The sequence below is a fragment of the Rhodococcus sp. (in: high G+C Gram-positive bacteria) genome (assembly GCF_049299235.1).
Classification (GTDB): Bacteria; Actinomycetota; Actinomycetes; order Mycobacteriales; family Mycobacteriaceae; genus Rhodococcus.
On the sequence record NZ_JBAQXC010000311.1, the window covers coordinates 1 to 23,267 of the forward strand.

Sequence of the window (23,267 nt, forward strand, 5' to 3'; positions counted from 1 at the left end):
GCCCTCACCGATCCGACCGGATTCGTCGACACGGGCGCCGCCGAACAGGCCGCCCGCCCACCCACCGAACTGCTCGCCGACTGGCGCGAGCACCGCCGCGGCCGCGCCGCCGCACTCGCCGCCGTCCCGGCCGGCACCAAGATCCTCTGGTACGGCCCGCCGATGGGCGCGGCGGCGATGGCGACGGCCCGGCTGATGGAGACCTGGGCGCACGGCGGCGACGTCGCCGCGGCACTCGGCGTCACCCGCAAACCCACCGCGCGACTGCGTCATATCGCGCATCTCGGCGTCCGTACCCGCGACTTCGCCTTCACCGTGCACGATCGCACCCCCCCGGCCGAGCCGTTCCGGATCCGGCTCGACGCCCCCGACGGCACAATCTGGGAATGGGGACCGGCGGACGCGGCCCAGTCCGTCGCCGGACCGGCACTCGACTTCTGTCGCCTCGTCACCCAGCGGGTGCACCGAGCGGACACGGCGCTCGTCGCCACCGGGCATGACGCCGACGAGTGGCTCGGCCTGGCTCAGGCGTTTGCGGGTCCGCCCGGTACCGGCCGCGGCAACGAAGCAACCCGATGAACGCGCCGGTGCGGATCGGCAACTGCTCGGGCTTCTACGGTGATCGGTTCTCGGCGATGCGCGAGATGCTCGACGGCGGCGAACTCGACTACCTCACCGGCGACTATCTCGCCGAACTGACGATGCTCATCCTCGGGCGCGACCGGCTGAAGGACCCGAATCTCGGCTACGCCAAGACGTTCCTGCGCCAGGCCGAGGACTGTCTCGGTCTCGCCGTCGACAAGGGTGTCCGGATCGTCACCAACGCCGGTGGCCTGAACCCGGCGGGATTGACGACCGCACTGCGCGAACTCGCCCGGCGCGTCGGCGTCGACGCGACGATCGCGCACGTCGAAGGTGACGACCTCATCGGGTGCATCGACGACTTCGGTGCCGGCGACCTCGGTGCCGCAGCCGATCCGGCACCACTGACCGCGAATGCCTACCTCGGGGCCTGGGGGATCGTGCGGTGTCTCGATGCCGGCGCCGACATCGTCGTGACCGGACGTGTCACCGACGCCTCCGTCATCGTCGGGCCCGCAGCCGCGCACTTCGGCTGGGCCCGAGACGATCTCGATGCGCTCGCCGGCGCGGTCGTCGCGGGCCACGTCATCGAGTGCGGCACCCAGGCCACCGGCGGCAACTACGCCTTCTTCACCGAGATCGACGACCTGGACCGGCCCGGCTTTCCGATCGCGGAGATCGCCGCCGACGGGTCGTCGACCATCACCAAACATCCCGGTACCGGGGGAGCGGTCACCGTCGGGACCGTCACCGCGCAACTGCTCTACGAGGTGACCGGTGGTCGCTACGCCGGCCCGGACGTCACCGCGCGCCTCGACACCGCCCGGCTCACCCGGACCGGACCCGACCGGGTCCACATCGGTGGGGTGCGCGGCGAAGCCCCACCGTCGACCCTCAAGGTCTGCCTCAACACGCTCGCCGGATTCCGCAACGAAGCGGTGTTCGTGCTCACCGGTCTCGACATCGATGCCAAAGCGGCCCTCGCCCGGCGGCAGATGGACCAGAACCTGCCGGTCCGTCCCGCCGAACTCGACTGGACCCTGGCCCGCACGGACCATCCGGACGCCGACACCGAAGAAGCGGCGAGCGCCCTGCTGCGATGCACCGCGCGCGACCGCGACCCACATGTTGTCGGCCGAGCATTCTCTTCCGTCGCAGTCGAATTCGCACTAGCGAGCTATCCGGGATTTTCGCTCACCGCACCACCGGGCAACGGCAGCCCGTATGGTGTGTACACCGCGGGCCGGGTGGATGCGGCACTCGTCCCGCACACCGCGGTACTGCCCGACGGAACCCCGGTGGCGATCGACCCGGTGACGCCGACCCGTCCCCTCGAACCGCTCTCGGAACCCGAACTGCCGGAACCCCTTCCGGATGGTCCGATCCGGCGTGTCCCACTCGGTACCATCGCCGGTGCGCGCAGCGGCGACAAGGGCGGCGACGCCAACATCGGAGTGTGGGTCCGCACCGACGAGCAGTGGCGCTGGCTCGTCCACACACTCACCGTTGCCGCCGTGCAGGACCTGCTACCGGAGACGCGGCCACTGACCGTCACCCGGCATGTGCTGCCACACCTGCGTGCGGTGAACTTCGTCGTCGAGGGCATCCTCGGTCGCGGCGTCGCTTCGGGAGCTCGATTCGATCCGCAGGCCAAAGGGCTCGGTGAATGGCTGCGTTCCCGGCACCTCGACATTCCCGAATCCCTGCTGGAGGCCACTTCGTGAGCATCTGGACCACCCCCGAACGCATCGCGTTGCGCGACACCGTCACCGGGTTCGTGCAACGAGACATCCTGCCGTCTCTCACGGACTGGGAGCGTGACGGGGAATTGCCCCGGGACCTGCACAAGAAGGCTGCGGCGCTGGGCTTGCTCGGGGCCGGATTCCCCGAAACGGTCGGCGGGTCCGGTGGCGATGCGGCCGATGTCCTGACGATCTGTGAGGCCTTCCACGAGGCCGGTGGGTCCGGCGGCGCGTTTGCGTCGCTGCTCACGTGCGGCATCGCACTTCCGCATCTGATCGCCGCGGGTGATCCCGAACAGATACGCACCTGGGTCGCACCGACTCTTGCGGGTGATCTCATCGGCTCGCTGGCGATCACCGAACCCGGTGGCGGCTCCGACGTCGGGCACCTGACGACCCGCGCGGTCCGCGACGGTGACCACTACATCGTCAACGGCGCCAAGACGTACATCACCTCCGGATGCCGCGCCGATTTCGTCGTGATCGCCGTTCGCACCGGCGCGAGCGGTGCCGGCGGGATTTCGTTGATGGTGATCGACAAGGGCACAACGGGATTCACTGTCTCCCGCAAGCTCGACAAGATGGGCTGGCGTGCCTCCGACACGGCGGAACTGTCCTTCGTCGATGCGCGCGTCCCCGCCGCGAACCTGATCGGTGCCGAGAACACCGGGTTCGCGCAGATCGCCACGGCCTTCGTCTCGGAGCGTATCGGTCTGGCCGCGCAGGCCTATTCCGGTGCGCAGCGCTGCCTCGACCTGACCGTCGCCTGGTGTCGCGACCGCGAAACGTTCGGCCGGCCCCTCATCGCCCGGCAGTCCGTGCAGCGCACCCTCGCCGAGATGGCCCGCCGAACCGACGTGGCCCGCGTGTACTCGCGGCGCGTCGTCGAACGTGTCCTCGACGGCGACGGTGATCTCCTTGCCGAAGTGTGTTTCGCCAAGAACACTGCCGTCGAAGCCGGAGAATGGGTCGCGAACCAGGCCGTGCAGATGTTCGGGGGTCTCGGCTACATGACCGAATCCGAGGTGGAGCGTCAGTATCGTGACATGCGCATCCTCGGTATCGGCGGCGGCACCTCCGAGATTCTCATCGAACTCGCCGCGAAACGATTGGGGTACACCGGATGAGCATCCTGACCACCCGAATCGACCCGGCCTCGTCCGGCTACACCGACGCGGCCGACGCCATGACCGTCAAACTCGCCGAACTCGACACCGAACACGCGAAGGCGCTCGCCGGTGGCGGCGGCAAGTACGTCGAGCGGCACCATGCGCGCGGAAAACTGTTGCCGCGCGAACGAATCGAACTTCTTCTCGACCCGGACTCGCCGTTCCTGGAGTTGTCCCCGCTCGCCGCGTGGGGCACCGAATTCCCGGTGGGCGCGAGTGTCGTCACCGGGATCGGTGTCGTCGAGGGTGTCGAATGTGTCGTCGTCGCCAGCGACCCGACGGTCCGGGGCGGCACCAGCAACCCGTGGACGCTTCGTAAAACGCTACGTGCCAACGATATCGCCGTGCAGAACCGGCTTCCGCTGATCTCCCTCGTCGAATCGGGCGGTGCCGACCTGCCGACCCAGAAGGAAGTGTTCATTCCGGGCGGCCGGTTGTTCCGCGACCTCACACGCCTGTCCGCGGCCGGCATCCCCACCATCGCGCTGGTATTCGGGAACTCCACCGCGGGCGGCGCCTACGTCCCCGGCCTGTCCGACCACGTCGTCATGATCGAACAACGATCCAAGGTGTTCCTCGCCGGTCCACCGCTGGTGAAGATGGCCACCGGCGAGGAATCCGACGACGAGACCCTCGGTGGTGCCGACATGCACGCGCGCACTTCGGGTCTCGCCGATCATCTCGCCGTCGACGAGCGCGATGCACTGCGTATCGGGCGGGACATCGTCCGGCGGCTGAACTGGCGGAAGAAGGGTCCGGCCCCGAGTCCGGTCGTCCGGGAACCACGCCACGATCCCGAGGAACTGATCGGCATCGTCCCGGAGGATCTGCGCAGGCCGTTCGATCCGCGCGAGGTCATCGCCCGGATCGTCGACGACTCCGACTTCGACGAATTCAAACCCCTGTACGGCTCTTCGCTCGTGACCGGGTGGGCACAGGTGCACGGCTTTCCCATCGGCATTCTCGCCAACGCCCGTGGAGTGCTGTTCAACGAAGAATCGCAGAAGGCCACCCAATTCATCCAGCTCGCGAACCGCGCGAGCACACCACTGTTGTTCCTGCACAACACCACCGGATACATGGTGGGACGTGAGTACGAGGAACGCGGCATGATCAAGCACGGTGCGATGATGATCAACGCGGTGTCCAACTCGACGGTCCCGCACATCTCGATCCTGCTCGGCGCATCCTACGGCGCCGGCCACTACGGCATGTGTGGACGCGCCTACGACCCGCGCTTCCTGTTCGCCTGGCCGAGCGCGAAATCCGCGGTGATGGGCGGCGCCCAACTCGCCGGGGTCGTCTCGATCGTGGGCAGGGCCGCCGCCGAGGCACGCGGCCAGGCGTTCGATGAGGCCGCCGACGACGCGATGCGCGCCGCGATCGAACAGCAGATCGAAGCCGAATCGCTCCCGATGTTCCTGTCCGGGCGCCTCTACGACGACGGCGTCATCGACCCGAGGGACACCCGAACGGTGGTGGGAATGTGCCTGTCGGCAGTTGCCACCGCCCCGATCGACGGCGCCGAGGGCTTCGGCGTCTTCCGGATGTGAGGCCGCGATGACCGTCGAGACCGTCCTCGTCGCGAACCGCGGCGAGATCGCCCGCCGCATCTTCGCGACGTGTCGCCGTACCGGCATCGCCACCGTCGCGGTGTACTCCGACGCCGACGCACACAGCCCGCATGTCCAGGACGCCGACGTGGCGGTGCGGTTGCCCGGTCACACCCCCTCCGACACCTATCTGCGGGGCGATCTCATCGTCGCCGCCGCGATCATCGCAGGCGCCGACGCGGTGCATCCGGGATACGGATTTCTTTCGGAGAACGCGGAATTCGCACAGCAAGTCCAAGATTCGGGGCTGACCTGGATCGGTCCGCCACCCACGTCGATCGCACAGATGGGATCGAAGGTCGAGGCCAAGAAGATCATGGCAGCGGCAGGGGTCCCGATACTCACCGAACTCGATCCGGTCGCGGTCACCGCCGCGGACCTGCCGGTTCTCGTCAAGGCGTCCGCCGGAGGCGGCGGACGCGGCATGCGGATCGTGCGCGACCTCGCCGACCTCGACGACGAACTGGCCGCCGCGCGGCGTGAAGCACAGTCCGCGTTCGGTGACCCCACCGTGTTCTGCGAGCGCTATCTCGAGTCCGGCCGGCACATCGAGGTGCAGGTGCTCGCCGACCGGCACGGCACTGTCTGGGCGGTCGGGGAACGCGAATGTTCCATCCAGCGTCGGCATCAGAAGGTCGTCGAGGAAGCCCCGTCGCCTCTCGTCGAGGCCGTGCCCGGGATGCGGGAACGCCTGGTCGAGGCGGCGCGACTCGCGGCCTCGTCGATCGGCTACGAAGGCGCCGGCACCGTCGAGTTCCTCGCCACCGGCGACCGGACGGGCGACTTCTACTTCCTCGAGATGAACACCCGCCTGCAGGTCGAGCATCCGGTCACCGAATGCACCACCGGACTCGACCTCGTCGACCTGCAACTGCACATTGCAGCCGGAGGCAGACTCGATCCCGAACCACCGGCCGTCCAGGGGCATTCGATCGAGGTGCGGCTCTACGCGGAAGATCCCGCCCGCGGATGGCAGCCGCAATCCGGTACGGTGCACCGGCTCGCACTGCCCGCCACACCCGCCGAATTCGCGGTGCTGCGCGAAACCGGGGTGCGGCTGGACTCGGGTGTCACCGACGGCACCGACATCGGTGTGCACTACGACCCGATGCTGGCGAAGGTCATCTCGTACGCACCGACTCGCGCGGTCGCGACACGACTGCTCGCCGCCACCCTTTCGGCGACCGACGTGCACGGTCTGCGTACCAACCGCGACCTGCTGGTCAACGTGCTGCGGCATCCCGCATTCGTCGCCGGGGACACCGACACCGCGTTCTTCGACACGCACGGCCTGGACGTGCTGTCGGCGCCGCTGGCGGACCGGCAGGCGGAGGCGATATCGGCGGTGGCCGCTGCCCTCGCCGACGTCGCGCACCGCCGCGCCACCGCCTCCGTGAACGTGGGCCTGCCGAGCGGCTGGCGGAACCTGCCGTCCGGGCCGCAGATCAAGACGTACAGCGGCGATCACGGTGAGCACGAGGTTCGCTACCGGTTCGGCCGCACCGGTCTGGTCGTCGAGGGCCACCACGATGTCGTCCTGATCGACCTGCGTCCCGGCGCGGTGGTCCTCGAACTCGGCGGGCTGCGCCGCGAATTCCGGGTCGCACGCTACGACGACCCGGCGCGCGACGATGCCGTGTACATCGATTCGGGACTCGGACCGGTCCGGTTGCGTGAGGTTCCGCGCTTCACCGATCCGTCCACCCAGGTCGCCGCCGGGTCGCTGCTTGCGCCGATGCCGGGCGCGGTGATCCGCGTCGGCGTCGAGGTCGGCGACACCGTCACCACCGGGCAGCCGATCCTGTGGCTCGACGCGATGAAGATGGAACACACGATCACAGCACCCGCCTCGGGAGTGCTCACCGAACTCAACGTCGACGTCGGCGCGCAGGTCGCCGTCGGTGCGCTCCTGGCGGTCGTGGCCGAGACGGACCCGAACACTCCGGACGGAGACCAAGGATGAGTGTCATCGAAACCGACGAACAGCAGCAGCTTCGGTCCGCGGTCGCGGCGCTCGCCGAACGGTACAACTACATCGACTACGTGCTGCCGAAGGCTCGTCGTCGTGAACCGCTCACCGAATTATGGAGTGAAGCAGCGAAACTCGGGTTTCTGGGGGTGAACCTGCCGGAGGAGTACGGCGGAGGCGGCGCCGGCATCTACGAGCTGGCACTCGTCCAGGAAGAACTCGCCGCCAAAGGCTGTGGACTGCTGCTGGTGGTCGTGTCACCCGCGATCTGCGGCACGATCATCGCCGGATACGGCACCGACGAGCAGAAACAACGGTGGCTGCCCGGCATCGCGGACGGTTCGACCATCATGGCATTCGGGATCACCGAGGCAGACGCGGGCTCGAACTCGCACCGGATCTCCACCGTCGCCAAGCGGGACGGTGACGACTGGATCCTGCACGGCAGCAAGATCTTCATCTCGGGGGTCGACCAGGCCGACGCGGTACTCGTCGTGGCCCGCACCGAGGACGCGAAAACCGGGAAACTGAGGCCCGCCCTGTTCATCGTGCCCACCGGCACACCCGGCTTCGTCACGACACCGATGGACATGGACATCGTCGAACCCGACCGGCAGTTCACGCTGTTCCTCGACGACGTGCGACTACCCAGCGGTGCACTGGTCGGTGAACCGGAAGCGGCTCTGATGCAATTGTTCGCCGGGCTCAACCCGGAACGCATTCTCGGTGCGGCGATGGCGGTCGGACTCGGGCGCTACGCCCTCGACGTTGCCGTCCGCTACGCCGGGGAACGCACCGTGTGGAAGGAACCGATCGGCACCCACCAAGGAATCGCACATCCCTTGGCGCAGTGCAAGATCGAACTCGAACTCGCCAAGCTGATGATGCAGAAGGCTGCCGTCCTGTACGACGCCGGCGACCACGCCGGTGCCGCGGAAGCGGCGAACATGGCGAAGTACGCCGGCGCCGAAGCCAGCATCCGGTCGCTCGACCAGGCGATCCAGACCCACGGCGGCGCCGGCCTCACCGAGGAGTACGGGCTCGCGGCGCTGCTCGGCACCGCGCGCATCGCGCGCATCGCCCCGGTGAGCAGAGAGATGATCCTCAACTTCGTGGCCCAGCATTCGCTGGGTCTGCCGCGGTCCTACTGAGGAGGCCACGTGACCGATCCGGAACGCTCCGAGTCGCCGGTTCGCTACCGGGTGGCGCGCGGCGCCGCGACACTCACCCTCGATTCGCCACCGAACCGCAATGCGTTGTCCGCTCGCATGCTCGACGAGTTGCGCAGTGCACTGGACCGTGCCGCTTCCGATCCCGAGGTTCGCGCGGTCGTCCTCACCCACACCGGCGGAACATTCTGCGCCGGTGCGGACCTCGGGGAGGCATCGGACAACCCGGCCGCGGTCGCCGCGGAGCGGACCCGTGAGATGGCGGCGCTGTTGCGCGCGATCCTGGAACTGCCGAAACCGGTCGTCGCCATGATCGACGGCCACGTGCGGGCCGGGGGGATGGGTTTGGTCGGCGCATGCGACATCGTCGTCGCCGGACCGAGCTCGACATTCGCGCTGACCGAGGCACGGCTCGGCCTCGCAGCCTCGATCGTCTCGCTGACGGTATTGCCCCGGCTCACTCCACGTGCGGCAGGCCGCTACTTTCTCACCGCGGAGCGTTTCGGCCCCGACGACGCTGTCGCGATCGGGCTGGCGACGACGCAGGCCGTCGACCCCGCTGCGACAGTGCGCGAGATCCTCGACGACCTGTCCGGTTGCTCACCCCAGGGCCTGGCCGAATCGAAGCGCCTCACCACGATGCGGATGCTCGCCGACTTCGACCGTTACGGTGACGAATTGGCCGCCCAGTCCGCGCGCCTGTTCGGTTCCGAGGAGGCCGTCGAGGGCATCACCGCGTTCCTGCAGCGACGGCCCCCGTCGTGGGCGCGGATGTGAATCGGCCGGTGCCGTGCTTTTGATCGAGCGGGCTGCGGTGAGGAACAGTGCATGCATGAATACTGGGCCGGCCGACGACCGCCGACGCCGCGCGGAGCAGGAACGCAGCCGCACCACCCGCACGACCATCCTCGATGCGGCCGTCGAGGTGCTCGTCGCGCACGGCTATTCGCTGACGACCACCGTGCGCATCCAGCAGGCCGCCGGTGTGTCCCGCGGGCGGCTGCTGCACCACTACCCGAACCGTGATCTGCTGCTCGTCGCCGCCGTCCACCACCTCGCCGCGCGCGGGGTGCGTGACGTCGACCGGGACCGGCACTGGCCACCGGAGCCTGCCGAACGGATCGCGGTGGCCGTCGACCTGATGTGGCAGCATTTCCGTCAACCCTATTTCTGGGCGTCGATGGAACTGTGGCTGGCTGCGCGTTCGCACGAGGATCTGCGCGCCGAACTGCTCCCGCTGGAGCGGGCACTCGGCGGCATGATCAAGGAACAGACAGACCGGTTCTTCGGGCCCGATCTGACGGCTCACCGGCTTTATGCCGAGATCCGCGACCTCGTGTACACCAGCATGCGCGGTGTCGCCCTCGGCTACGCGATCGATCCGCGCGACGCCGAGACCGATGTCTACCTCCCCGTGTGGCGCCACCAGTTCGAGCAGGTGCTGCTCGAACATGACTGACGGGAACCGTTCGTCAGACTGCCGTTCGTCATACCGCAGTGCGCGCGGCCAGTGCGTCCGTGAACGTCCGGTTCAGCGCCCACCGCAGATGCTCGAGTGCCGGTTGCGGCAGCGTCTGCTGGTAGCCGTACAGGATGAACAGACCCATCCGAGCGAAATTCTCGGCGTCGCTGTCCGTCCCGAGGAGTCCGGTGACCGCTTCGCGAACGACCTCGAAACGCTGGTCGTCGACCACCTTCTGCACGGTTCGGACCTCGGTGTCGCTGTGTGCCCATGCCCGGATTGCGGATTCGGCGCGATGCGGCAGTCCGCACGCGAACTCGATGAGCAGTTCGAGGCGCTGATCGGACTGGCGGACCAGCCGTGCCGCGTCGACGAGTTGCAGGGTGCGTCGGTGGAGCCAGTGCTGCAGAAATTCGGTCTTGAACTGCCCCCAACTCTCGAAATAGTTGTAGAACGAACCCGTCGTGACGGACAGATGCCGACACAACGGTGCCTGTTTCAGGCCACCGTGGTCGTCCGTGGACAGAATTTCGATGGCGGCGTCGAAATAGTCTTCGCGCCGGACCGGTGTTGCCACGATGAGACCTCCCCTTCTCGGTCGTGTCGAATTCGAGTGTACGAAAAACTGCGCCGCATCCCCGGTGCCGTGTCCTGCGGTGCCATCATGGGCCTGCCGCAGGTCGCCGAAGGAGTGCCGTGGTGACGACAGGCTGCGACGGACACCGAAGCTGAGACGGGCACCGCAGCTGCGACGGACACCGAAGCTGAGACGGACACGGAAGGGGCGGCAGTGACGCGCGAGCCGAAGCAGGACCGCAGTCGCGCGACGCGCAGACGGCTGCTCGAGGCGAGCATCGACTGTCTTTCCGAACTCGGGTGGGGCGCGACCACCGTCGGGGTCGTCGCCGAGCGTGCCGGTGTTTCGCGCGGTGCTGCCCAGCATCACTTTCCGACACGCGAGGACCTCATCACCGCGGCACTCGAGTTCATGTTCGACAGCCGCATCGACCAGGTGCACAGCGAGAGCATCGACCTGCCGGACGGTCCGGCCCGCACCGAGGCCGTCGTAGCCAGGCTCGTCGACCAGTACACCGGCAGCTTGTTCCGGGCTGCGCTGCAGGTGTGGACCGCCGCGGCCGCCGACCAGGAACTGCGCGCCCGCATCGTGCCGCTCGAGGAACACTTCGGGCGTGTCGCGCACCGTGTGGCGGTGGACCAACTCGGCGTGGACGGCTCCGATCCGGTCGTGCACCGCTCGGTGCAGGCCACCCTCGACCTGGCCCGCGGTCTCGGGCTGGCGGACGTGCTCACCGACGATTCGCGGCGCCGGTCCGAGATCGTCCGGAACTGGGCCGCCCAACTCGACGCGGTCATCGAGACGGCGCGTCGGCGCCCGGCGGCAGAGCCGTCGGCTGGGTAGGGTCAGTGCTCATGCTTGCCAAGCCGGCCACATTTCTGGCGGCGGTCGCCGTCGTCGGGCTCGCCGCCACCGGGTGCGGTGCCGACGGTGATGCGCCGCCGGTGTCCCAAGTGCCGCCCGCCGCGCAGGTCACCGAGCCCGGTCCGTTCTTCGGGGAGTGCAGTTCGGTCACCGACGACGAAGTGGCCGCCGCGTTCGGCCTCGGCGCGTTTGCGACGGTCACCCGCAACTCGGTCGGATGCGAATGGGAGAGCGTGGTGGGGGGACCGAGCGTCACGTTCTCCTGGTACCGCGGCAGTCCCATCGGGCGGGAACGCGCCGGATCGGATCTGATCGGTCGGCCTGCCGCGGATGTCGAGATCGGTGGACACGAGGGGTTCATGGGCTCGGCGCAGAACGAGCTGGGGCAGACCGTGCTGTGTGAGGTCGGCCTCGGGTTCGGCGGCGACTTCGTCCACTGGTCCGTCACCTACTCGAACTTCACGCCCGCCGCGGATGCGTGCGTGGTGGCGCGTGGGCTCGCCGAACTGTCCGCAGAAAGGGCGGCGAAATGAGCACGGCGGGGTTTGTCAGGGCGGGGTTTGTCAGGGCACGGATCGTCACGACACGGGCGGCCGTGGCGATGCTGGCCTGCGTGGTCGCCGGAGGCGTGCTCGCCGGGTGCGGCCGCACCGTCGAGGGTCGAGCCGTGCAGGTGGGCGCGGGAGGCGGCGGTGCATCGACGGAGTTCACCAAGTTGCTCACCGAATGCGACGCGGTCACCGACGACCAGATCGCGCAGAGCGTCGGATCCGACTACGTGCTGAGGGGATTCTTCGGCGCCATCTGCCGCTGGGACGGCGACGGCCCGACCGGTCCGGTCAAGGTCACGTTCAACTGGTTCGAGACGGGCACGCTCGACACCGAACGCGCGACGGGGGAACGTCTCGGATACACGGTGGACAACACGACCGTCGAGGGCCGGCGGGCGATCCAGATGCGTCGACCGGCTGATCCGGCGTCGTGTGGTGTCTCGGCGAACGCGTCGACCGTGGGTATCTTCGGCTGGTGGGTGCAGTACGCGCCGGGAGCGGGACATCCCGACCCGTGCGAGGCGGCCGCAACGTTGGCTCGGCTGACCCTGAACCTGAGTAGTTGAGACCGGCGGAAGGGGCGGTGGGCGAGCCGTAGCTCACTTTGACCTGGTGGCTCGGCGCCGGGTATCGTTGTGGGTCGTGTCCGGCATGCCCGGGCCGATCTGTGTGCCTATGCGAGGTAGTGCCGTGTGCGCGGTCTGTAGACAACTGCAGTGTGCGAGCTCCGGCTGCCTGTGTGGGGGTACGCGACACGCCCGACCTCGTGTGCACACGGGGGGCGGGTGCGGGGCAGTTGCTTCCTTGTCCCAACCGATGGATCCCTAATTTCACAACAGCCGAAGTTGCTCGTGTGAGCAGCTCCAGACGACGAGAAAGCTTGTAGATGCCAACCATCAATCAGTTGGTCCGCAAGGGCCGCCGCGACAAGACCGCGAAGGTCAAGACCGCGGCCCTCAAGGGCAGCCCGCAGCGCCGTGGCGTGTGCACCCGCGTGTACACCACCACCCCGAAGAAGCCGAACTCGGCTCTTCGTAAGGTCGCGCGTGTCCGCCTGACCAGCGCTGTCGAGGTCACCGCCTACATCCCCGGTGAGGGCCACAACCTCCAGGAGCACTCGATGGTGCTCGTGCGCGGCGGTCGTGTGAAGGACCTTCCGGGTGTCCGTTACAAGATCATCCGCGGCTCGCTCGACACCCAGGGTGTCAAGAACCGCAAGCAGGCGCGTAGCCGCTACGGCGCGAAGAAGGAGAAGGGCTGATGCCACGTAAAGGTCCCGCTCCCAAGCGCCCGCTGATCGCCGATCCGGTCTACGGTTCGCCGCTGGTCACCCAGTTGGTCAACAAGATCCTGATCGACGGCAAGAAGTCCACCGCCGAGCGCATCGTCTACGAGGCACTCGAGCAGGCACGCGACAAGACCGGCACCGATCCGGTCGTCACCCTCAAGCGCGCGCTCGACAACGTCAAGCCCGCCCTCGAGGTCCGCAGCCGTCGCGTCGGTGGCGCCACCTATCAGGTTCCGGTCGAGGTCCGTCCGGTCCGGTCCACCACGCTGGCCCTCCGCTGGCTGGTCACCTTCGCGCGCCAGCGTCGCGAAAAGACCATGGTGGAGCGTCTGGCCAACGAGCTTCTCGACGCAAGCAACGGTCTCGGTGCGTCCGTGAAGCGTCGCGAGGACACGCACAAGATGGCTGAAGCCAACAAGGCGTTCGCGCACTACCGCTGGTGAGTCGTCGCCGGTCGGGAGGATCGGTCACCAACGTCCTCCCGGCCGGCCGCTCGCACAACTGTGTCGGTCCTGTAACGGCCGGCGACAACACAAGAACACGTGGTCCACACCCAAGGACCGACACGAGCTACGAGCGGGGTTACCTGTGGCACAGGAAGTGCTGACCGACCTGAACAAGGTCCGCAACATCGGCATCATGGCGCACATCGATGCCGGCAAGACCACCACCACCGAGCGCATCCTCTTCTACACCGGTGTGAACTACAAGATCGGTGAAACCCACGACGGTGCCTCGACCACCGACTGGATGGAGCAGGAGAAGGAGCGTGGTATCACCATCACCTCCGCCGCCGTCACCTGTTTCTGGAACAACAACCAGATCAACATCATCGACACCCCCGGCCACGTCGACTTCACCGTCGAGGTCGAGCGGTCCCTGCGCGTCCTCGACGGCGCGGTCGCCGTGTTCGACGGCAAGGAGGGCGTCGAGCCCCAGTCCGAGCAGGTCTGGCGCCAGGCCGCCAAGTACGACGTTCCGCGCATCTGCTTCGTCAACAAGATGGACAAGATGGGCGCGGACTTCTACTTCACCGTGCAGACCATCATCGACCGTCTCGGTGCGAAGCCGCTGGTCCTGCAGCTCCCGATCGGTGCCGAGGACGACTTCGACGGTGTCGTCGACCTCGTCGAGATGAAGGCCATCACCTGGCGCGGCGTCGTGCCGACCGGTACCGAGCCGACCATCGAGGAGATCCCCGCCGATCTCGCCGACAAGGCCGCCGAATACCGCGAGAAGCTGCTCGAGACGGTTGCCGAGTCCGACGAAGCTCTCATGGAGAAGTACTTCGGCGGCGAGGAACTCACGGTCGAGGAAATCAAGGGCGCCATCCGCAAGCTGACGGTCGCCTCCGAGCTGTACCCGGTTCTGTGTGGCTCCGCGTTCAAGAACAAGGGCGTTCAGCCCATGCTCGACGCGGTCATCGACTACCTGCCGAATCCGCTGGACATCGGCGAGGTCGAGGGCCACAAGCTGAACGACGAAGAGGTCATCCTCACGCGTAAGCCGAGCAAGGACGAGCCGTTCTCGGCGCTGGCCTTCAAGATCGCTGCGCACCCGTTCTTCGGCAAGCTGACCTTCGTGCGTGTCTACTCCGGCCGGATCGATCCGGGCGCCCAGGTTCTCAACGCGACCAAGGGCAAGAAGGAGCGCATCGGCAAGCTGTTCCAGATGCACGCCAACAAGGAGAACCCGGTCGACGAGGCCGTCGCGGGCCACATCTACGCGATGATCGGCCTGAAGGACACCACGACCGGCGACACCCTGTGCGACCAGGCGAACCCGATCGTTCTCGAGTCCATGACCTTCCCGGATCCGGTCATCCAGGTCTCCATCGAGCCCAAGACCAAGTCCGACCAGGAGAAGCTGGGCACTGCGATCCAGAAGCTGGCCGAAGAGGACCCGACGTTCTCCGTCGAGCTCGACGAGGAGACCGGCCAGACCGTCATCGGCGGCATGGGCGAGCTCCACCTCGACATCCTCGTCGACCGTATGCGTCGCGAGTTCAAGGTCGAAGCCAACGTCGGTAAGCCGCAGGTCGCGTACCGCGAGACGATCACCAAGGCCGTCGAGAAGCACGAGTTCACGCACAAGAAGCAGACCGGTGGTTCCGGCCAGTTCGCGAAGGTCATCATCGCCCTCGAACCCTTCACGGGTGAGGACGGCGCGACCTACGAGTTCCAGAACAAGGTCACCGGTGGCCGCGTGCCCCGCGAGTACATCCCGTCGGTCGACGCCGGTGCGCAGGACGCGATGCAGTACGGCGTGCTCGCCGGCTACCCGCTGGTGAACGTCAAGGTGTCGCTGCTCGACGGCGCGTACCACGACGTCGACTCGTCGGAAATGGCGTTCAAGATCGCCGGTTCGCAGGCTCTGAAGGAAGCGGCCCGCAAGGCTGCCCCGGTCATCCTCGAGCCGATCATGGCTGTCGAGGTCACCACCCCCGAGGACTACATGGGTGAAGTGATCGGCGACCTCAACTCCCGCCGTGGCCAGATTCAGGCCATGGAGGAACGCAGTGGTGCCCGTGTCGTGAAGGCGCTGGTTCCGCTCTCGGAGATGTTCGGTTACATCGGTGACCTGCGGTCGAAGACCCAGGGTCGCGCGAACTTCTCCATGGTGTTCGATTCCTACGCAGAGGTTCCGTCGAACGTCTCGAAGGAAATCATCGCCAAGGCGACCGGCGAGTAATCTGGGTTACGACCCGGTCGACTGCACGACAAAGTAATACAACCGCACTGCTGCATACTGCACGCAACAACAGTCCAGGAGGACATTCCAGTGGCGAAGGCGAAGTTCGAGCGGACCAAGCCGCACGTGAACATCGGCACCATCGGTCACGTCGACCATGGCAAGACGACCACCACGGCTGCGATCACCAAGGTGCTGGCCGACAAGTACCCGGACCTCAACGAGAGCTTCGCGTTCGACCAGATCGACAAGGCTCCCGAGGAGAAGGCTCGTGGTATCACGATCAACATCTCCCACGTCGAGTACCAGACGGAGAAGCGCCACTACGCGCACGTCGATGCTCCTGGTCACGCGGACTACATCAAGAACATGATCACCGGTGCCGCCCAGATGGACGGCGCGATCCTGGTCGTGGCCGCCACCGACGGCCCGATGCCGCAGACGCGTGAGCACGTGCTGCTCGCCCGCCAGGTCGGCGTGCCCTACATCCTCGTCGCCCTGAACAAGGCCGACATGGTCGACGACGAGGAAATCCTCGAGCTCGTCGAGATGGAGGTCCGCGAGCTGCTGGCCGCCCAGGAATTCGACGAGGACGCCCCGGTCGTCCCGATCTCGGCGCTCAAGGCGCTCGAGGGCGACGAGAAGTGGGTCAAGTCCATCGAGGCTCTGATGGACGCGGTCGACGAGTCGATCCCGGACCCGGTCCGTGAGACCGACAAGCCGTTCCTCATGCCCGTCGAGGACGTCTTCACGATCACCGGTCGTGGCACCGTCGTCACCGGCCGCATCGAGCGCGGTGTGGTCAACGTGAACGAGGAAGTCGAGATCGTCGGCATCAAGACGACCTCGACCAAGACCACGGTCACCGGCATCGAGATGTTCCGCAAGCTGCTCGACCAGGGCCAGGCCGGCGACAACGTCGGTCTGCTGGTTCGTGGCATCAAGCGTGAAGATGTCGAGCGCGGCCAGGTCGTCGTCAAGCCGGGCACCACGACTCCCCACACGGAGTTCGAGGGCCAGGCCTACATCCTCAACAAGGAAGAGGGCGGCCGCCACACGCCGTTCTTCAACAACTACCGTCCGCAGTTCTACTTCCGTACCACGGACGTGACGGGCGTTGTTACCCTTCCCGAGGGCACCGAGATGGTCATGCCGGGCGACAACACCGAGATGTCGGTCGTTCTGATCCAGCCGATCGCCATGGACGAGGGCCTGCGCTTCGCGATCCGCGAGGGTGGCCGCACCGTCGGCGCCGGTCGCGTCACGAAGATCATCAAGTGAGCTAGTTTTCACTGACGCCCGATGGCGCTCACTCCTCCGGGAGTGGGCGCCATCGCGCGCTTCGCGCCCGTGTGCCGTTTGGGCTGCTGGAGCGGCCTAAACGGCACACGGGGCCTTGACCCGCGGATTCGCCTCACATTTTCCGACGCGACGCGGCGACGAGCTGCTCGAACGACTTCTACGGCGGGCGACTACTCCCCGGGACGACACCGGCTACCGGAACAGCCGCCGTAGCCGCGTGTTCGCCTCGTTCACGTCGAACATCGTCGGATCGATCTGTTCTCCGGCCGCGACACCCAGCCACTCCCGGATCTCCTCGTAACCCTCCGACTTCGGATCGTTGGCGGTCGCGACCAGTTGCGACCAGCCCCACGGCCCGCCGGAATCCTCGACCGGGGCCATGCCGCTACCGGCGATACATGTTGCGCGCGGAGAGCTTTCGTCGATCTCACCGATCGATTCGACGATGATCTCGTGTTCCCAGCCGTCGCCGTAGTCGTACAGGTAGGTCAGTTTCGAGCCGACCTTCGGCAGAGCCTCGGCGATGGCGACAGCATCCTCGACGACCGTGTTGCTGTCGAAGAACCCGCCGTCATCGATCTGATCGGCGGGCAGATAGCTGCGTCCCTTCACCCGTGAGCGACCCGAGTCGAACCGGTGCAGGTGACTGTCGTCCCACGCGTACGCGGTCTGGATCGCGTCGTGCAGGTCGGGCAAGGTCATGCCACTGTCGACGACGAGCCGCCGCCACACCGGTGGCTGAGTGTCCAGCAGCGACACCTTCATCGTGTAGCGGGGGCCGGGCCGGGTGATGACGAGTTCCCCGGCGAGAACGCTCAACGCCCGATGCACCGCCGGTTTGAGCGCATCCGGCACCCGGTAGACGTCGGTGTTGTCGAGAAGTCCGTCGGCGACGAGCGCGTCGATACGTTCGCCGAGCGCGACCTCGAGGAGGTCGGACAGTCCCTCTGGTGCCGATTCGAGGGCGGCGCGCCGCACGTCCGGGTCGGCCGGTACGGGATGATCCCCGAATCCCATCACCATTACTTGAATGGCGGCGTCGTCGAAAATCTGGGTGAAGTCACCGCGGAGGCCGGTGTCGCTGCGGCCGAACCGCGCGGAGATCGTGGCGGCGACGACATTCCGTAGCGTCTCGAGATAGGTGTCGGGGTCGGCATCCGGGTTGCGCCACAGTTCCGCGGCAGGACCGGGTTTCGCGACCGTCGATCCGGTGCGCAGCAGGTCGGTCCTGACTGCGACGGCCCACGCCTCGGACAGGCCCGGCACCTCCCACATGGACTGCACCCGCACCGGCTCGGCATCCGAGGCGTCGGAGTCGCCGAACAAGCCGGGCTGGCTCGCCGCACGGCCCGTGGTCACCGCCTGCCCGAACAACGCGGCCGCCTCGGGTATTGCAGCGAGTTTGAGTGCCCCGGTGGGGGTGACCGGCCGGGACCTGCCGATCCAGTCGAGCAGCGCCGACATTCGGGCAATGATCGGGAGAGCGGCCAACGCGGCGCGCTCTACGTCCGGATCGATGTCGGGGACCGGCACCTCGAACGGTGGCACCTCGAGCGGCGACATCTCGTCGTCGAACTCGACGTAGTCGGTCAGAGTCTCGCCGCACGAGATGAGATCCTCGTCCGACCCGGTCCACAGGTCTGATTCACCCAGGAATGCGAAATACGCGGCTACTGCGCCGGCGATCTGAATCGCGGCATCGTCGGCTTCGTCCGGATCGTCGGGCAGTGTGGTGAAGAGGAACTCGATGTCCGACGGGCGCCACGCGGTCGCCGAGAACCCGCTCGCGCGGGGGTCGAGCATCGCCAGCGCCTCTGCGACGGCGAGAACGATGGTGGTGGCGACCTCCTCGTCGACGTGCATGTCGGAGTCGAGCAGCCAGCTGTGGAAGGAAGGAACGATCCGCTCGTACTCGTCGACCGCGGTCCGGCGGGCGCGGTCGAGTGAAATTACTGTCCCGTGCCGCTTCTGCTCACGCTTCTTGGACTTCGCGGCGCGCTTCTGCCCGCGTGAAGCGTCGTTCGTACCGGACATGGGCAGCGGTCCTTTCGCTGTGAACATTTCGTCGGCGTCGACCCTATGCGCCGGCATCGGTCGCGTCGATCGACGGGTGAGGCAATCCGACGACGACCGTGCCCGGCAGATTCGGGTGGCCGGGTGTTTCGTTACTCTGCGACGGAACGGCTGTCGAGACGAGGAAGTGCGCAGTGGTGGTTGGTTCGATCGGTGACGGCGGAGAGTCGTTCGATGCCCGGCTGCGTCGCGAGGCAATGGCCTGGCTGACCGTGCGCACCAACGACGGACTCGACTCGATCACCCGAACGGACCTCGAGGACTTCACGATCGACGGACGGCCTTTCAAACTCGTCGACCGCACCCGGGGCATCCGCAAACCGAAGGAGATCTCGGCGGCGCTGTCGATCAGCACCACCTACCGTCCCGTCGGCGCCCAGCGGCCATACGAGGACGAGGTCGGGAACGACGGTTTCCTCCGGTACAAGTGGTCGGGGACCGACCCGGACCACATGGACAACCGGGGCCTGCGCAACGCGATGAATCAGGGTGTCCCGTTGATCTGGTTCTACGGCGTCGGCGTCGGAACGTTCCAGCCCATCTATCCGGTGTACCTCGTGGCAGAGGAACCGGACAGGCATCAGTTCGTCGTCGCGACAGAGGTCGCGCGTGATCTGCACCGGCCGGACACCGCAGCCGAGTCGCAGTTGCGTCGGTACGTGATCACGGAAACCAAACGTCGCCTGCACCAGCCGGTGTTCCGGGCCACGGTGATGCGCGCCTACGAGACCCGTTGCGCGGTCTGCGCGTTGGCGCACGGGGAGTTGCTCGATGCCGCACACATCATCCCGGACTCCGACGCGGACGGCATCGCATCGGTGACGAACGGGCTCGCGATGTGCAAGATCCACCACGCCGCATACGACGTCCACATCCTCGGTGTCACACCCGACCTCGTCGTCGAGATCCGCCGGGATCTGCTCGAGGAGATCGACGGTCCGATGCTCGAACACGGGCTGAAGGAACGACACGGGCAGAAGCTGATGGTGGTGCCGGCCATCCGGTCCGAGAGGCCCGATCGGGAGCTTTTGGCAGTGAGTTACGAGAGGTTCCGCGAGGCAAGGTAGGGAGCACGTCCATGCGGCAGTCCTACTTGTGCATTGATAGACTCCGGCGCGAGGTCCGCCTCGGAATCGACCGCATCAGCCGTGTACATCCGGCGTGAGCGTTCTCGGGCCGCCACCGCATACGCTGGTAGTCGATACTGGCGGCCGAGCGTAGCGGAAGGGGAAATCGTGACGGTGAGCCTGGGTGCGAGGCCGACGGCCACGGTGTTCGAGGTTGAGGACCTGGTCGGAAAGGTCTGGTCCGGACAGATTCGAATCCCCGAGTTTCAGCGCCCGCTGCGGTGGGGCTTCGAGGACGTGCGGCGGCTGTTCGACAGCATCCTTCGAGGGTATCCGCTCGGCAGCCTGCTGCTGTGGGAGCGTCATGCGGAGCGCGAACGTCTGAGGGTCGGTGCGTTGGACATCGATGCCCCCGCCACCGACCGGGCACTGTGGGTGGTCGACGGACAGCAGCGGGTGACCGCCCTGGCGAATGTGTTGTCCGCGGCAGGCGCCGTCGATGACCGGTTTGCACTGAGCGTCAACCTGATTGACGGGCGGGTGGTCCGCACACGGCCCAACCTGGACTCCACGATTGTCCCGTTGCCCGTACTTTTCGATCTTCAGCAGCTGCTGCTGTGGTTCCGGGATCGACCGGAGGCCGCCGAGTACTTCGAGGCCGCATCTGCGATCGCGAAGACGATCCGGCAGGCAAAGGTCCCGGCGTCGGTGGTGGTGACCGACGACGAAGAGGTCCTGCGGGACATCTTCGACCGGTTGAACAACTATGGAAAGCGACTCACCCGCGCGGAGGTATTCGCCGCGCTTCACCCCGCGGGGGCGCAGGAGGAGAACACCACGGCGGGATCGATCGCGGGTATCGCGGCCGCACTCGACGACCGATTGGACTTCGGGGTTGTCGACGGTGACACGATTCTGCGGGCGGTACTCGCACGGCGCGGGGCCGACATCACCAGAGAGATCCGGATCGAGTTCTACGATCGTCGCGGCGCGGGTGAGTTCGCACGTGAAAGCGTGGAGACCGCCTACCACGAGGCGGAGGTCGCTCTCGAACACGCGGTGCGGTTCCTGCAGCAGGACGCGGGCGTACCGCATTTCGCCTTTCTTCCCTATCGCTACCTGCTGGTGGTTCTCACCAGGGTCTTCGCGCATCACGACATGTCCGGGGCGCGGGAGCGTCAACTGCTGCGGCGGTGGTTCTGGCGGGCCGCGGCCGTCGGTCCGACCGGGTCGACCACGGAGACGGTCCGGGCGTTGTGCAGTCAGGTGATTCCGAGCGATCTGGACGCCACGATGCGGCAATTGCTCCATTGGCTGCCGGGTCGCGCGGGGTATCCGGATGTCCACCGATTTCGGACAAATCACGCGGCCGGGAAGATCATCGCATGCTCGATGTGGTCGAGCGGTCCTAGATCGCTGCGCACACTGGAGTCGCTGGACCAACCTGACCTGGCGGACGCGTTGGGGGAGGCGCGGACCCCGCGACCGGCGTTGACCGCCGTGATCTCTCGGGGAGTGCTGTCCGCGGACGAGGTGGGTTCGGCGGGACGTTGGCTGTTGGCGCCGGGTCTGGATGCGGCACCGTCGGAAGTGTCCGCGATCCTCGCGGGTGGTCCTCCGCTGGGAGCGGACCCACACCTGTGGACGGCGATGCTGACCTCGCACGCGATCGACAGGGTTGCCGCCGACGCTATCGCGGCGGGCGACAACCGTGCGTTCGTGCGGGCACGCACGGTACAGATTCGGGCTGTGGTCGAAAAGTTCCTCGACACACGCTGGGAGTACGGATTCGAGGACACGGTGTCGCTCGACCGGTACGTAATGGACGACCTCGAGGTTGAGGATCCGGACGATGAGAAGTTGAACGCAGACGACACGGTATCCGGATTCGGCGGATGAATACCGGTGTGACGCGTCATGGGGTGTGGCTGTACGACACGCGTGTCGGATTTCTGCACCACCACGACAACTACACATGGTTCGAATTCTCCGATGCGTATTTGGAGGACGCGCACCGACCGGTGCTGGGTCTGCGTTTCGAGCACAACATCTACAGCCGTGTTGCAGCTAACCTTCAACTGCCACAATGGTTCTCAAACCTCTTGCCGGAAGGTGTGCTGCGGACATGGATCGCGACCGAGCGACGTGTGTCGCCGGACCGTGAAATGGAGCTGCTTGCGCAGGTTGGACAGGACTTGCCGGGAGCGGTGCGCGTCCTTCCTGCGCCGGAGGAATCCGCGGACGATCTTGCGGTACCGGATATCTCGAATGTCGTGGCAGAGGGTACGCGAGAAGGTCGCATGGGTTGGAGGTTCTCACTCGCGGGGGTCGGACTGAAGTTCTCGATGCTGCGGTCCGGCAATCGGTTCACCTGCCCCGCTTCCGGTGCGGGTGGTGACTGGATCATGAAGCTACCCGACGCGGTGTTTCGGCACGTGCCCCTGAACGAGTACACGATGATGCGGTTCGCCGGGGCAGTGGGGATCGAGGTCCCCGAAGTCGTTCTGGTCCATCGAGACGAGATCGACGAGCTACCCCCATCGGCGTGGCCCGGCACCGAGCAGTGGGCGTTCGCGGTGCGCAGGTTCGACCGGCCCGAAGGTGGGCAGCGGGTGCACATCGAAGACCTCGCACAGGTGCGGGGCGTCTATCCCGTGAGCAAGTACGAGGGGAACTACGAAACCGTTGCGGGCCTGGTGTATCGCGGCCACGACGAGGTGGCGCTGAGGGAATTCGTGCGCCGCTTGACCTTCTTCGTGCTCATCGGAAACGGTGATGCACACCTGAAGAACTGGTCGCTGATCTACCGCGATCGACGGGTACCGACCTTGTCGCCGGCGTACGACATCGTCTCGACCGAGACGTATCGTCCCGACGGGTCCGCGGAGGATCTCGGGCTGAAGTTCGCCGGGTCGCGGCGCTTCGAGTCGGTCCGGGTGCATCACTTCGACCGATTCGAGCACAAACTCGGGACCAGGCTCGATCTCGCGGACATCGCTGCGCAGACAGTGAGAAGCACGGTGGAAGCGTGGCCGCGTTTCGCGAACGAACTTGTCGCTGCGCCATCGATCCGAGACGCGATCGGCGGGGCAGTGGTCGAGAGGGCGACAAGCCTGATGGGTGGTCGGCCGCGGTAGCTTGTCTACCG

20 protein-coding genes and 1 pseudogene are annotated in these 23,267 nt (G+C 66.6%); 19 read left to right on the forward strand and 2 right to left on the reverse strand.

What is annotated here, in order from left to right:
• From WAX14_RS19050 to WAX14_RS19085, 8 genes are all read left to right on the forward strand, one after another.
• On the forward strand, nt 1-579 hold a 579-nt coding region (locus WAX14_RS19050; protein WP_422629614.1), incomplete at its 5' end, for a TIGR03084 family metal-binding protein.
• Nucleotides 576-2,306: an acyclic terpene utilization AtuA family protein gene (locus tag WAX14_RS19055; RefSeq protein WP_422629615.1), complete on the forward strand. Its 1,731-nt coding sequence runs from the start codon at nt 576-578 to the stop codon at nt 2,304-2,306. The genes WAX14_RS19050 and WAX14_RS19055, both read left to right, overlap by 4 nt.
• Nucleotides 2,303-3,451, forward strand: coding sequence for an acyl-CoA dehydrogenase family protein (locus WAX14_RS19060; RefSeq protein ID WP_422629616.1), 1,149 nt, complete (start codon nt 2,303-2,305; stop codon nt 3,449-3,451). The genes WAX14_RS19055 and WAX14_RS19060 overlap by 4 nt, the downstream gene beginning before the upstream one ends.
• Nucleotides 3,448-5,046, forward strand: coding sequence for an acyl-CoA carboxylase subunit beta (locus tag WAX14_RS19065; RefSeq protein WP_422629617.1), 1,599 nt, complete (start codon nt 3,448-3,450; stop codon nt 5,044-5,046). Before WAX14_RS19060 ends, WAX14_RS19065 begins: the two co-directional genes overlap by 4 nt.
• Nucleotides 5,047-5,053: 7 nt before the next feature.
• Nucleotides 5,054-7,069 (forward strand): acetyl/propionyl/methylcrotonyl-CoA carboxylase subunit alpha, encoded by a 2,016-nt coding sequence (locus tag WAX14_RS19070; RefSeq protein WP_422629618.1) that lies wholly within the window; start codon nt 5,054-5,056, stop codon nt 7,067-7,069.
• Nucleotides 7,066-8,226, forward strand: coding sequence for an acyl-CoA dehydrogenase family protein (locus WAX14_RS19075; protein ID WP_422629619.1), 1,161 nt, complete (start codon nt 7,066-7,068; stop codon nt 8,224-8,226). Before WAX14_RS19070 ends, WAX14_RS19075 begins: the two co-directional genes overlap by 4 nt.
• Nucleotides 8,227-8,235: 9 nt before the next feature.
• Nucleotides 8,236-9,021 carry an enoyl-CoA hydratase family protein gene (locus WAX14_RS19080; RefSeq protein WP_422629620.1) on the forward strand — a complete coding sequence of 262 codons (786 nt, stop codon included), beginning with the start codon at nt 8,236-8,238 and terminating at the stop codon, nt 9,019-9,021.
• Between the two features lie 55 nt (nt 9,022-9,076).
• Complete coding sequence (locus WAX14_RS19085) at nt 9,077-9,703, forward strand: TetR/AcrR family transcriptional regulator (RefSeq protein ID WP_422629621.1); 627 nt, start codon at nt 9,077-9,079, stop codon at nt 9,701-9,703.
• Between the two features lie 28 nt (nt 9,704-9,731).
• Here WAX14_RS19085 and WAX14_RS19090 read toward each other — a convergent pair whose 3' ends face one another.
• On the reverse strand, nt 9,732-10,283 hold the full coding sequence (locus WAX14_RS19090; protein ID WP_422629622.1) for a TetR/AcrR family transcriptional regulator: 552 nt from the start codon (nt 10,281-10,283) through the stop codon (nt 9,732-9,734).
• A gap of 213 nt (nt 10,284-10,496) precedes the next feature.
• On the opposite strand from WAX14_RS19090, the gene WAX14_RS19095 reads away from it, so the two are divergent.
• The 7 genes from WAX14_RS19095 to tuf all read left to right on the forward strand — a co-directional run bounded on the left by WAX14_RS19095 (nt 10,497) and on the right by tuf (nt 16,958).
• On the forward strand, nt 10,497-11,126 hold the full coding sequence (locus WAX14_RS19095; protein ID WP_422629623.1) for a TetR/AcrR family transcriptional regulator: 630 nt from the start codon (nt 10,497-10,499) through the stop codon (nt 11,124-11,126).
• A gap of 11 nt (nt 11,127-11,137) precedes the next feature.
• A complete protein-coding gene (locus WAX14_RS19100; RefSeq protein WP_422629624.1) occupies nt 11,138-11,680 on the forward strand; it encodes a DUF3558 domain-containing protein in 543 nt (180 codons plus the stop codon).
• Between the two features lie 68 nt (nt 11,681-11,748).
• Nucleotides 11,749-12,264 (forward strand): DUF3558 domain-containing protein, encoded by a 516-nt coding sequence (locus WAX14_RS19105; protein WP_422629650.1) that lies wholly within the window; start codon nt 11,749-11,751, stop codon nt 12,262-12,264.
• A gap of 320 nt (nt 12,265-12,584) precedes the next feature.
• Entirely contained in the window at nt 12,585-12,959 is a 375-nt protein-coding gene (rpsL, locus tag WAX14_RS19110; RefSeq protein ID WP_197251459.1) for a 30S ribosomal protein S12, read from the forward strand.
• Nucleotides 12,959-13,429: a 30S ribosomal protein S7 gene (rpsG, locus tag WAX14_RS19115; protein ID WP_422629625.1), complete on the forward strand. Its 471-nt coding sequence runs from the start codon at nt 12,959-12,961 to the stop codon at nt 13,427-13,429. Before rpsL ends, rpsG begins: the two co-directional genes overlap by 1 nt.
• 145 nt (nt 13,430-13,574) lie before the next feature.
• The gene (gene fusA, locus WAX14_RS19120; RefSeq protein ID WP_422629626.1) at nt 13,575-15,677 is read left to right on the forward strand and encodes an elongation factor G; all 2,103 of its coding nucleotides are present in this window, start codon (nt 13,575-13,577) and stop codon (nt 15,675-15,677) included.
• Nucleotides 15,678-15,767: 90 nt separating this feature from the next.
• Nucleotides 15,768-16,958: an elongation factor Tu gene (tuf, locus tag WAX14_RS19125; protein ID WP_422629627.1), complete on the forward strand. Its 1,191-nt coding sequence runs from the start codon at nt 15,768-15,770 to the stop codon at nt 16,956-16,958.
• Between the two features lie 213 nt (nt 16,959-17,171).
• On the opposite strand, the gene WAX14_RS19130 is transcribed toward tuf, so the two are convergent.
• Nucleotides 17,172-19,013, reverse strand: a complete 1,842-nt coding sequence (locus WAX14_RS19130) for a plasmid pRiA4b ORF-3 family protein (protein ID WP_422629628.1) — start codon at nt 19,011-19,013, stop codon at nt 17,172-17,174.
• Nucleotides 19,014-19,186: 173 nt separating this feature from the next.
• Here WAX14_RS19130 and WAX14_RS19135 point away from each other — a divergent pair, with 173 nt between their 5' ends.
• The 4 genes and pseudogenes from WAX14_RS19135 (at nt 19,187) to WAX14_RS19150 (ending at nt 23,256) form a co-directional block, all read left to right on the forward strand.
• A complete protein-coding gene (locus WAX14_RS19135) occupies nt 19,187-20,119 on the forward strand; it encodes an HNH endonuclease (protein WP_422629629.1) in 933 nt (310 codons plus the stop codon).
• 168 nt (nt 20,120-20,287) lie between these two features.
• A complete protein-coding gene (locus tag WAX14_RS19140) occupies nt 20,288-22,018 on the forward strand; it encodes a DUF262 domain-containing protein (RefSeq protein ID WP_422629630.1) in 1,731 nt (576 codons plus the stop codon).
• Nucleotides 22,015-22,323 (forward strand): annotated as a pseudogene (locus WAX14_RS19145) (HipA N-terminal domain-containing protein); the annotation flags it as partial. The gene WAX14_RS19140 and the pseudogene WAX14_RS19145, both read left to right, overlap by 4 nt.
• 96 nt (nt 22,324-22,419) lie before the next feature.
• The gene (locus WAX14_RS19150) at nt 22,420-23,256 is read left to right on the forward strand and encodes a type II toxin-antitoxin system HipA family toxin (RefSeq protein ID WP_422629651.1); all 837 of its coding nucleotides are present in this window, start codon (nt 22,420-22,422) and stop codon (nt 23,254-23,256) included.
• The last annotated feature ends 11 nt before the right edge of the window (nt 23,257-23,267 follow it).

Coding starts and splice junctions, on each gene's coding strand:
- WAX14_RS19105 (WP_422629650.1), top strand. CDS start 11,749: ATGCTGGCCTGCGTGGTCGCCGGAGGCGTGCTCGCCGGGTGCGGCCGC.
- WAX14_RS19150 (WP_422629651.1), top strand. CDS start 22,420: ATGGGTTGGAGGTTCTCACTCGCGGGGGTCGGACTGAAGTTCTCGATG.
- WAX14_RS19100 (WP_422629624.1), top strand. CDS start 11,138: ATGCTTGCCAAGCCGGCCACATTTCTGGCGGCGGTCGCCGTCGTCGGG.
- rpsG (WP_422629625.1), top strand. CDS start 12,959: ATGCCACGTAAAGGTCCCGCTCCCAAGCGCCCGCTGATCGCCGATCCG.
- WAX14_RS19130 (WP_422629628.1), bottom strand. CDS start 19,013: ATGTCCGGTACGAACGACGCTTCACGCGGGCAGAAGCGCGCCGCGAAG.
- WAX14_RS19085 (WP_422629621.1), top strand. CDS start 9,077: ATGAATACTGGGCCGGCCGACGACCGCCGACGCCGCGCGGAGCAGGAA.
- WAX14_RS19075 (WP_422629619.1), top strand. CDS start 7,066: ATGAGTGTCATCGAAACCGACGAACAGCAGCAGCTTCGGTCCGCGGTC.
- WAX14_RS19065 (WP_422629617.1), top strand. CDS start 3,448: ATGAGCATCCTGACCACCCGAATCGACCCGGCCTCGTCCGGCTACACC.
- rpsL (WP_197251459.1), top strand. CDS start 12,585: ATGCCAACCATCAATCAGTTGGTCCGCAAGGGCCGCCGCGACAAGACC.
- WAX14_RS19070 (WP_422629618.1), top strand. CDS start 5,054: ATGACCGTCGAGACCGTCCTCGTCGCGAACCGCGGCGAGATCGCCCGC.
- WAX14_RS19055 (WP_422629615.1), top strand. CDS start 576: ATGAACGCGCCGGTGCGGATCGGCAACTGCTCGGGCTTCTACGGTGAT.